The 8,760-nt window shown below is 60.7% G+C and carries 10 protein-coding genes; 5 read left to right on the plus strand and 5 right to left on the minus strand.

The features are described from left to right. Positions 1-20 precede the first annotated feature (20 nt). Positions 21-590: an elongation factor P gene (locus NTD85_RS15810; RefSeq protein WP_003226785.1), complete on the plus strand. Its 570-nt coding sequence runs from the start codon at positions 21-23 to the stop codon at positions 588-590. Between the two features lie 190 nt (positions 591-780). Here NTD85_RS15810 and NTD85_RS15815 read toward each other — a convergent pair whose 3' ends face one another. The 3 genes from NTD85_RS15815 to NTD85_RS15825 form a co-directional block, all read right to left on the minus strand. Next, positions 781-1,200 (minus strand): organic hydroperoxide resistance protein, encoded by a 420-nt coding sequence (locus tag NTD85_RS15815; protein WP_003226782.1) that lies wholly within the window; start codon positions 1,198-1,200, stop codon positions 781-783. Between the two features lie 331 nt (positions 1,201-1,531). Then, positions 1,532-1,996 carry a MarR family winged helix-turn-helix transcriptional regulator gene (locus NTD85_RS15820; RefSeq protein ID WP_103483831.1) on the minus strand — a complete coding sequence of 155 codons (465 nt, stop codon included), beginning with the start codon at positions 1,994-1,996 and terminating at the stop codon, positions 1,532-1,534. 73 nt (positions 1,997-2,069) lie between these two features. After that, positions 2,070-3,026: a LysR family transcriptional regulator gene (locus tag NTD85_RS15825; RefSeq protein ID WP_201136934.1), complete on the minus strand. Its 957-nt coding sequence runs from the start codon at positions 3,024-3,026 to the stop codon at positions 2,070-2,072. A gap of 109 nt (positions 3,027-3,135) precedes the next feature. Here NTD85_RS15825 and NTD85_RS15830 point away from each other — a divergent pair, with 109 nt between their 5' ends. Continuing rightward, the gene (locus tag NTD85_RS15830) at positions 3,136-3,885 is read left to right on the plus strand and encodes a sulfite exporter TauE/SafE family protein (RefSeq protein WP_262142630.1); all 750 of its coding nucleotides are present in this window, start codon (positions 3,136-3,138) and stop codon (positions 3,883-3,885) included. Here the strand turns inward: NTD85_RS15830 and NTD85_RS15835 are convergent. Beyond that, positions 3,875-4,729 carry a LysR substrate-binding domain-containing protein gene (locus NTD85_RS15835; protein WP_025113145.1) on the minus strand — a complete coding sequence of 285 codons (855 nt, stop codon included), beginning with the start codon at positions 4,727-4,729 and terminating at the stop codon, positions 3,875-3,877. The two genes, NTD85_RS15830 and NTD85_RS15835, sit on opposite strands and share 11 nt — an antisense overlap. A gap of 97 nt (positions 4,730-4,826) precedes the next feature. Between NTD85_RS15835 and NTD85_RS15840 the strand changes: the two genes are divergently transcribed. Together NTD85_RS15840 and NTD85_RS15845 are read left to right on the plus strand one after the other, a co-directional pair. Continuing rightward, entirely contained in the window at positions 4,827-5,042 is a 216-nt protein-coding gene (locus tag NTD85_RS15840) for a DUF1127 domain-containing protein (protein WP_003226778.1), read from the plus strand. A gap of 64 nt (positions 5,043-5,106) precedes the next feature. Further along, positions 5,107-6,333, plus strand: coding sequence for a winged helix-turn-helix domain-containing protein (locus NTD85_RS15845; protein ID WP_262142631.1), 1,227 nt, complete (start codon positions 5,107-5,109; stop codon positions 6,331-6,333). 117 nt (positions 6,334-6,450) lie between these two features. Here NTD85_RS15845 and NTD85_RS15850 read toward each other — a convergent pair whose 3' ends face one another. Then, positions 6,451-7,797, minus strand: a complete 1,347-nt coding sequence (locus NTD85_RS15850) for a class II 3-deoxy-7-phosphoheptulonate synthase (protein WP_262142632.1) — start codon at positions 7,795-7,797, stop codon at positions 6,451-6,453. A gap of 153 nt (positions 7,798-7,950) precedes the next feature. Here NTD85_RS15850 and NTD85_RS15855 point away from each other — a divergent pair, with 153 nt between their 5' ends. Beyond that, a complete protein-coding gene (locus NTD85_RS15855) occupies positions 7,951-8,706 on the plus strand; it encodes a spermidine synthase (protein ID WP_003226772.1) in 756 nt (251 codons plus the stop codon). The last annotated feature ends 54 nt before the right edge of the window (positions 8,707-8,760 follow it).

Below are 8,760 nucleotides of genomic sequence, written 5' to 3' on the forward strand. Positions count from 1 at the left end.
TCCAAATTCGGATATTCGCAATGAAAACTGGTAAAGAACTCAAACCCGGTACCGTGATCCGTATCGACAACGATCCTTGGCTGGTTCAGAAAGCTGAATTCACCAAGTCGGGCCGTAACAGCGCGATCATGAAGACCAAGCTGAAGAACCTGCTGACCGGTTACAAGACCGAAACCGTTTACGGTGCGGACGACAAGCTGGACGACGTGATCCTCGACCGCAAAGAAGCGACCCTGTCCTTCATCAGCGGCGACACCTACACGTTCATGGACACCACTGACTACACCATGTACGAGCTGAACGCCGAAGACATCGAAAGCGTTCTGCCTTTCGTTGAAGAAGGCATGACCGACGTTTGCGAAGCCGTGTTCTTCGAAGAGCGTCTGGTTTCCGTAGAGCTGCCGACCACCATCGTGCGTCAGGTTGACTACACCGAAGGTTCCGCTCGCGGTGACACTTCCGGCAAGGTGATGAAGCCTGCCAAACTGAAGAACGGTACCGAGCTGTCGGTTGCTGACTTCATCGAAATCGGCGACATGATCGAGATCGACACCCGCGAAGGCGGTTCCTACAAAGGCCGTGCCAAATAAGCACTGCTTTTCGCGGAAAGAAAAAGCCCGACCATTGAGTCGGGCTTTTTTGTGCCTGCGATTTCACGTTTACCGCTGAACCCTGTGGGAGGGGGCTTGCTCGCGAATGCGGTGTGTCATTCAACAGACTGGTTGTCTGACCGGGCCTGTTCGCGAGCAAGCCCGTTCCCACAATGGTTTGGTGTTGTTCTCAAACGGTGGTGTGCAGACGCACTTCAACATTGCCGCGAGTGGCGTTGGAGTACGGGCAGACCTGGTGCGCCGCTTCGACCAGGCTCTGTGCATCCGCTTGCTCCAGGCCTGGCAGGCTGATGTGCAGATCGATGTCGAGACCGAAACCGCCAGGGATCTGGCCGATACCGACGTGCGCGGTGATCGAGGCGTCGTCGGGGATTTTGCGTTTGGTCTGGCTGGCGACGAATTTCAGTGCGCCGATGAAGCAGGCCGAGTAACCGGCAGCGAACAGTTGTTCAGGATTGGTCGCTGCACCGCCAGCACCGCCGAGTTCTTTCGGGGTAGCGAGTTTGACGTCGAGGATGTTGTCGCTGGAGATCGCACGACCATCACGGCCGCCAGTGGAGGTTGCGATTGCGGTGTAGAGAGTTTGCATGGTGTGAGCCTCGTCGAGTGTGTTTTTTGCGCTAATTGTTTGCGCGCTAAGTAAGTGCGAGGTGAATGTAGCTCGCTAATGTTTAGTGCGCAAGATAATTTTTTGAGAAAGCTGAATCTCGGTCCTTTAAAGGCACAGTCGATCAGCTTGAAAGTGAAGATTTAGAGCGGATGGTGGCGGGCGGCGGGGGCTGAAGAATATTTTTCCTGGTGAACCGATCCTTTGTAGGAGTGAGCCTGTTCGCGATAGCGGTGGGACAGGCAATACGCAAGCTGACTGAACCACCGCTTTCGCGAGCAGGCTCGCTCCCACAAGGGGAAGTCAGGTGGGCTCAGGTCAGGCTGTCTTGCAGATGACTGCGCAGGACTTGCAGTTCCGCTTGCAGGTTTTGCAGGCGCTCGACGGTAAAGCCACTGGCGCCGAGGATGCACTGCGGAACGCTTTTGGCTTGCTCACGAAGGGCGCGGCCCTGCGCGGTCAGTTCGACGATCACCACCCGTTCATCTTCACGGCTGCGGGTTCGACTGAGCAGACCTTCGCCTTCCAGACGCTTGAGCAACGGCGTCAGCGAGCCTGGATCGGTCAGCAACCGCGTGCTGATTTCGCCCACGGTCAAACCGTCCTTTTCCCACAGCACCATCATCGCCAGATACTGCGGGTAGGTCAGGCCCAGCGCTTGCAGTAGCGGCTTATAGACCTTGGTCATCATCAGCGAAGTGGAGTGCAGGGCGAAGCAGGCCTGGTTATCCAGCAGCAGGTGATCGCAGTTGTCGGGGGTGTCGCGTTCGGTGGTCATGGCAACGCCTTGTTCGATGATGGGCTTGAATCTAGCGCCCGAATGTTTAATGCGCCAGATAATTATCCAGAGTCTAGTGCCGGCCCAGCTCTCGCTGTAGCGCCAGATCCCACGGCGGCACCGGGCTGAAACGGGTCTTGAGATATTCCAGAAGCAAACGGCTGCGCGAGTTGGTTTGCTGTTCCATGCGCAGCGCATAGATACCGGTGGTTTCCGGTTGTGGCAGGCCGGTCTCGCAGAACAGCGGCAGCAACTCTCCGCGCAGCAGGTACTCACTGGCCAGCCAGGTCGGCAAATGCGCGATGCCCAGCCCGGCCAGTGCGCCGCACACCAGGGCTTCGGCATTGTTGGCGCTCATGCGGATTCGTGAGGGGCGATGCAGTTGCATTTGCCCGTCCAGCTCGAAGCGCCAGGCGAAGGGCGGGGCGAGGCCTTCCCAATCCAGTCCGTCGTGTTCACTCAACTGCGCAGGATGGCTCGGCGCGCCACGGCGTTTGAGGTAGTCGGGGCTGGCGCAGGCGATGCGCACCATGCTCGCCAGCGGGGTGGCGACCAGCCGCGTATCGGCCATTTGCCCGGCGCGCAGCACCAGATCAACTTTGCCCAGATTCGAGCCGTGCATGTCGATGAAGCTGTCGATCAGGTGCAACTGCACATCCAGCCCCGGGTACAGCACCAGAAAGTCGGCGATGACCGGCGCGAGATGGCGGCGACCGAACGCAGCGGGGGCATCGATGCGGATCAAGCCTTCCGGCGCACTGCTCAACGACACCGCTTCGGCACGGGCCAGTTGCAGTTCGCTGACGATACGTCGCGCCCGCTCGGCAAACGCCAACCCGGCCGGGGTTGCCCGTACAGCGTGGGTGCTGCGGATGAACAACTGGCTACCGACGGCGCTTTCCAGGCTATCAATGCGCCGCGCAATGGCGGAAGGCGTCAGCGGATGACGACGGGAAACCGCGGAAAAACTGCCGCTTTCCAGAACATCGAGAAATAAGCCGAGCTGATCGGTCAACTGATTGGGATTCATGAGAATTCAATGCTTGTGCGAATTTGGCATAGCCATTGTGCGTTGCTGTGCGTTTCCCCGCCAGCCTGTACTGCGTAGGATGAATCGCCTGACGGATGAGGAAATCGCTGTGATCGAGTTTTTGTTGTACCTGCTGTTTGGCGCGGCCCTGGGCACACTGGGCGGGATTTTTGGCATCGGCGGTGGTTTGATCGCCATTCCGCTGCTGGGTGTGTGGTTCGGCCTGGATCAACAGATCGCCCAAGGCACGGCGCTGGTGATGGTGGTGCCGAACGTGATGCTGGCGCTGTGGCGCTATCACCAGCGCAATCGCATCGAACTGCGCCATGCGCTGCCGCTGGCGGTCATGGGCTTTTGCTTTGCGTGGATCGGCTCGATCTGGGCGGTGGGCATCGATGCGCAAACCATGCGCATCGGCTTTGTCGCGTTCCTTGTGGTGCTCTCGGCGTACAACCTGCTGAAGATGTTCGGCAAAAAATCCGCGGTGACCTCCGAGATGCGTTACTCATGGCCATGGCTGGGTGTGCTCGGCGCAGCGTCGGGGACCATGGGTGGCTTGTTCGGCGTCGGCGGGGCCGTGGTGGCGACGCCCGTGCTGACCAGTCTGTTCGGCACCACGCAGGTGGTTGCCCAAGGCCTGTCGCTGGCGCTCGCATTGCCGAGCACCGGCGTGACGTTGGTGACGTATGCAGTGCATCACGAAGTGGACTGGATGATCGGTCTGCCGCTGGCCATCGGCGGTCTGGCCAGCATCAGTTGGGGCGTGAAAATCGCCCACGCGATGCCGGAAAGGCTCTTGCGCGGGCTGTTCTGCGGTTTTCTGGTGCTGTGTGCGGTGATGCTCGCCTTTAAAGTTTGAAGCCTTCGACGATGTGCTCGGCCAGGCATTCGGTGATCGGCGACGGATTGTTCAGGTTGCGGATCAGCATGATGCTGGCCTCGGGCAGCAGCGGCAAATCTTCGGCGGCGCCGAGAATGCGCATGTCCGGGGTGATCAGGCTCTCCAGTTGCGCGGTGATCGCCAGACCCGCGCTCACCACCGCCATCAGCGCCGACAGGCTGGTGCTGTTGTAGGCGATGCGGTAGTCGCGGCCCATCGCGTCCAGCGCATTGCACGCCCACAAGCGGCAGAAACAATCACTGTTGAACATCGCCAGTGGCAGCGGCGTCTGCTCGTGGGCGCTGAAGTTTTGCGCTTCGGCCCAGACGAATCGCTCCTTGCGCAGCAACTGGCCGATCTCGTTGCCCGGCTCGCGGGTGACGATCGACAAATCCAGATCGGTGCGCTGCAACAGCTGTTTGCTGGACTCGCAGTGCACTTCGATCTGAATCAGCGGATAGAACTGGGCGAACCGCGACAGTATTCCCGGCAGAAACCGCATCACATAGTCGTCCGGCGTACCGATGCGCACGGTGCCGACCATGTGTGGCTCGCGCAAAGTGTTGAACACTTCGCTGTGCAATTTCAGGATACGCCGCGCATAGCCGAGCAGCACCTGGCCTTCGGCGGTCAGGCGTACCTGGCGGCCATCGCGCTCGAACAGCTGGCGTTGCAGAACGTCTTCTTCCAGACGCTTCATCTGCATGCTCACGGCCGATTGCGTACGGTTGACCATCTCGCCAGCGCGGGTGAATCCGCCTTGGTCGGCGATTGCGACGAAGGTGCGCAGGACATCGGTATCGATACTGGGATAGGCCGACAATTCATCAATCTCCGAGATGCATGGCATCAGAAACATTCGTTGGATTGATCTTAGCTCCGGGGCGAGACTTTAGTCATCCCACATGGAGGGCAACACGATGAAAGGTCAAAAAGTCTATGTCAGTGATGAAAGAGTGCCGGTGCACCTGATCTCGGATCTGCTGCACAAGTTTAGCCGCTGGTACGAATTGCACCGTGAACGTGAGTTGCTCGCCAGTCTGAGTGATGAAGCGTTGAAGGACATCGGGGTCAGCCGCGCTGACGTTGAGCACGAGGCCATCCGGCCGTTCTGGGACGATCCGATGCATAAATGATGAGGGTATCGCTACACAAACCCCTTTTGACTGAGGTAGGTTGCGAGCAGACAAGGAGATGTTCATGCCCGCGACTCTGGCCTTTTCCCTCAAACAGGCGCGACGTCTGGCGCTGGCTGCCCAAGGGTTCAACGGGCGCCAGCCGCTGACCGTCAAGGCGCCGCATGTCAACCGGCTGATTGAACGGCTGGGGCTATTGCAGATCGACTCCGTCAACGCGGTGGTGCGCTCGCACTACTTGCCGCTGTTTTCTCGTTTGGGTTCATATCCATCCACTCTGCTCGACCAGGCCGCCTGGAGTTCGGGTCGCCGTCGCACGCTGTTCGAATACTGGGGCCACGAAGCATCGTTGCTGCCGCTGGCGATGTATCCGTTGCTGGGGTGGCGGATGCAGCGCGCGAAACGTGGCGAGGACATCTATCAACAATTGGCGAAGTTCGGACGCGAGCAGCAAGACACGATTCGTCGGGTTATGGCAGCGGTCGAAGCGCAGGGCGCGTTGGGCGCTGGCAGCCTTTCGACCCGTGAGGACAAGGCCGGTCAGTGGTGGGACTGGAGCGCGGAAAAGCATGCGCTGGAATGGTTGTTCGCCGCCGGTGAAGTGACCGTGGCCGGGCGCCGCGGTTTTGAGCGTTTGTATGATTTGCCGGAGCGGGTCATCCCTGCGCCGATTCTGCAGCAGCCGTTGCCGGATGAAGCCGAGGGCCAGCGTGGTCTCCTGCTGCACGCGGCCCAGGCACTCGGCGTCGGCACGGAAAAGGATCTGCGCGATTACTTCCGTTTGAACCCGGCCGATGCGCGACCGCGTCTGGCGGAGCTGGTCGAGGACGGGCAGTTGCAGACCTGCGAAGTCGCCGGATGGCGACAGATCGCCTACTGTCTGCCGCAGCCGAAAGTCCCGCGTAAAGTCATCGCCAGTGCGCTGTTGTCGCCGTTCGATTCGCTGATCTGGGAGCGCAGTCGTACCGAGCGACTGTTTGATTTCCGCTATCGGCTGGAAATTTATACGCCGCAGGACAAACGGGTCTATGGCTATTACGTGCTGCCGTTCCTGCACAACGAGCGGATTGCTGCGCGGGTCGATCTGCGCGCCGAGCGGGCGTCGGGGCGGTTGGCGGTGCATGCGGTGCACGAGGAAGAGCCGGGGCTGGATGAAGAGGGGATGTTGGCGCTGGCGCTGAATTTGCGGCAGATGGCCGATTGGCTGGGGCTTGCGCGGGTGCAGCTTAATTGTCAGCGTGAGAGTGCAGGGCGATTGCGGGTGGCATTGGCTGAAATCTGTAGTGACTGAGCTGGCCCCTTCGCGAGCAAGCCCGCTCCCACATTGGTTCTGTGCCGTTCACAAATCCAGTGTGGGAGCGGGCTTGCTCGCGAAGGCTGCCTCTCAGACGCTAGAAACCTGACTGATTCAACGCTGAACCTGCTTCAGGGTTTCCGCAATCAAAAACGCCAGTTCCAGCGACTGATCGGCATTCATCCGCGGGTCGCAATGGGTGTGGTAACGATCCGACAGCCCATCTTCCGTGATCGGCCGCGCACCACCGATGCACTCGGTGACATTCTGCCCGGTCATCTCGATGTGAATCCCGCCCGCGTAGCTGCCTTCGGCTTCGTGCACCTGGAAGAACTGCTTCACCTCGCCAAGAATCTGCGCGAAGTCGCGGGTCTTGTAGCCGCTGCTGGCCTTGATGGTGTTGCCGTGCATCGGGTCGGAACTCCACAGCACCTGCTTGCCCTCACGCTGCACCGCGCGAATCAGCGCCGGGAGATGATCGCCGACCTTGTTCGCGCCCATCCGCGCGATCAGGTTCAGGCGGCCCGGATCGTTGTCCGGGTTGAGCACATCGATCAGGCGGATCAGGTCGTCCGGGTTCATGCTCGGGCCGACTTTGACGCCGATCGGGTTGTTCACCCCGCGCAGGAATTCGACGTGGGCGCCGTCAAGCTGACGGGTGCGGTCGCCGATCCACAGCATGTGCGCCGAGCAATCGTAGTAATCGTTGGTCAGGCTGTCGCGACGCACGAAGGCTTCCTCGTAGTTCAGCAGCAGCGCTTCGTGGGCGGTGAAGAAACTGGTTTCGCGCAGTTGCGGCGAGCTGTCCATGCCGCAGGCACGCATGAACGCCAGGGTTTCATCGATGCGGTCGGCGAGGTGGCTGTATTTTTCGGCCAGCGCCGAGTTGGCGATGAAGTCGAGGTTCCACTTGTGCACCTGATGCAGGTCGGCAAAGCCGCCTTGGGCGAAAGCGCGCAACAGGTTCAGGGTGGCGGTGGACTGGTGATAGGACTGCAGCAGGCGCTCCGGATCCGGCACGCGGCTCTTCTCGTCGAAACCGATGCCGTTGACGATGTCGCCACGGTAGGCGGGCAGGGTCACGCCATCGATGGTTTCGTCGTTGGCCGAGCGCGGCTTGGCGAATTGACCGGCCATGCGCCCGACCTTGACCACCGGACAACCGGCGGCGAAGGTCATGACGATTGCCATCTGCAGCAACACTTTGAAGGTGTCGCGAATCTTCGCCGCCGAGAACTCGGCAAAGCTTTCCGCGCAATCGCCGCCCTGCAACAGGAACGCCCGGCCCTGAGTCACCTCGGCAAACTGTCGGCGCAGCTCGCGTGCTTCACCGGCAAACACCAGCGGCGGATAACTGGCCAGGGTCTGCTCGACCTGGCGCAGGTGCGCGGCGTCGGGGTATTGGGGTTGTTGCTGGATCGGCAGGGCGCGCCAGCTGTCAGGGCTCCAGGGTTGGCTCATCACAGTCTCTAATTCGGTTCTACGCTCGGGACGCCCATGGTAGCAGCAATTAGTGCGTGACCTGCTCCCGCGCCTCGTCGACAATCGCCGCTTTGCCACGGCGCCTGAGCGGCGTCATCGCGTCACCGCGCCCGGTGACCATCAGGAGACGAAATGACTGAGGAGCGCGTCGAGCTGTTGCTCGCCGAGGTACAGGATGAGTTCGGCGTGATTCGCGTGCTGGAAGTGGCCGATTACCGCTTTCTGGAATTCGGCGATGCCATCGAACAGAGCTGCGTGTTCACCGCCGATCCGAGCTGGCTCGAATACGACTACACCCGGGCGATGCTGATTGGCGCGTTGTGCCACGAGCAACCGGAGAGCGCACTGTTTCTCGGCCTCGGTGCCGGCACGCTGACCCAGGCCTGCCTCAAGTTCCTGCCGCTGGAAGACGTCGAAGCCATCGAACTGCGCCCAGACGTGCCGCGCCTGGCCATCGAGTATCTGGGGCTGGATGACGATCCGCGCTTGTACATCCGGGTCGGCGATGCGCTGGAGTTGCTGCCGACGGCCGAGCCTGCAGATCTGATCTTTGTCGACCTCTACACCGACGTGGGGCCGGGTGTCGGGCACCTGGCCTGGAGTTTCCTCGGCGACTGTCAGAAGCGTCTGAATCCGGGCGGCTGGCTGGTGATCAACCAATGGGCCACCGATGATGGCAAACCGTTGGGCGCCGCATTGCTGCGCGGGCTCTATCACCGGCATTACTGGGAATTGCCGGTGAAGGAGGGCAACGTAATTCTGATTGTGCCGGCGGATCTCGATCAGGAGCTGGACCTGCAGGCGCTGACCGCCCGGGCCGAAGCGCTGGCGCCGCGGTTGGGGTATTCGTTGCAATCGTTGATCAAGGCGATTCGCCCGGCGACTTGAGTTGTCAGTGATGGCCCCTTCGCGAGCAAGCCCGCTCCCACACTTGAAATGCAT

The sequence above is a fragment of the Pseudomonas sp. 13B_3.2_Bac1 genome (assembly GCF_025466205.1).
In the GTDB taxonomy this organism is placed as follows: domain Bacteria; phylum Pseudomonadota; class Gammaproteobacteria; order Pseudomonadales; family Pseudomonadaceae; genus Aquipseudomonas; species Aquipseudomonas fluorescens_H.

Coding starts and splice junctions, on each gene's coding strand:
- NTD85_RS15810 (WP_003226785.1), top strand. CDS start 21: ATGAAAACTGGTAAAGAACTCAAACCCGGTACCGTGATCCGTATCGAC.
- NTD85_RS15850 (WP_262142632.1), bottom strand. CDS start 7,797: ATGAGCCAACCCTGGAGCCCTGACAGCTGGCGCGCCCTGCCGATCCAG.
- NTD85_RS15820 (WP_103483831.1), bottom strand. CDS start 1,996: ATGACCACCGAACGCGACACCCCCGACAACTGCGATCACCTGCTGCTG.
- NTD85_RS15855 (WP_003226772.1), top strand. CDS start 7,951: ATGACTGAGGAGCGCGTCGAGCTGTTGCTCGCCGAGGTACAGGATGAG.
- NTD85_RS15815 (WP_003226782.1), bottom strand. CDS start 1,200: ATGCAAACTCTCTACACCGCAATCGCAACCTCCACTGGCGGCCGTGAT.
- NTD85_RS15840 (WP_003226778.1), top strand. CDS start 4,827: ATGAAAGGTCAAAAAGTCTATGTCAGTGATGAAAGAGTGCCGGTGCAC.
- NTD85_RS15825 (WP_201136934.1), bottom strand. CDS start 3,026: ATGAATCCCAATCAGTTGACCGATCAGCTCGGCTTATTTCTCGATGTT.
- NTD85_RS15845 (WP_262142631.1), top strand. CDS start 5,107: ATGCCCGCGACTCTGGCCTTTTCCCTCAAACAGGCGCGACGTCTGGCG.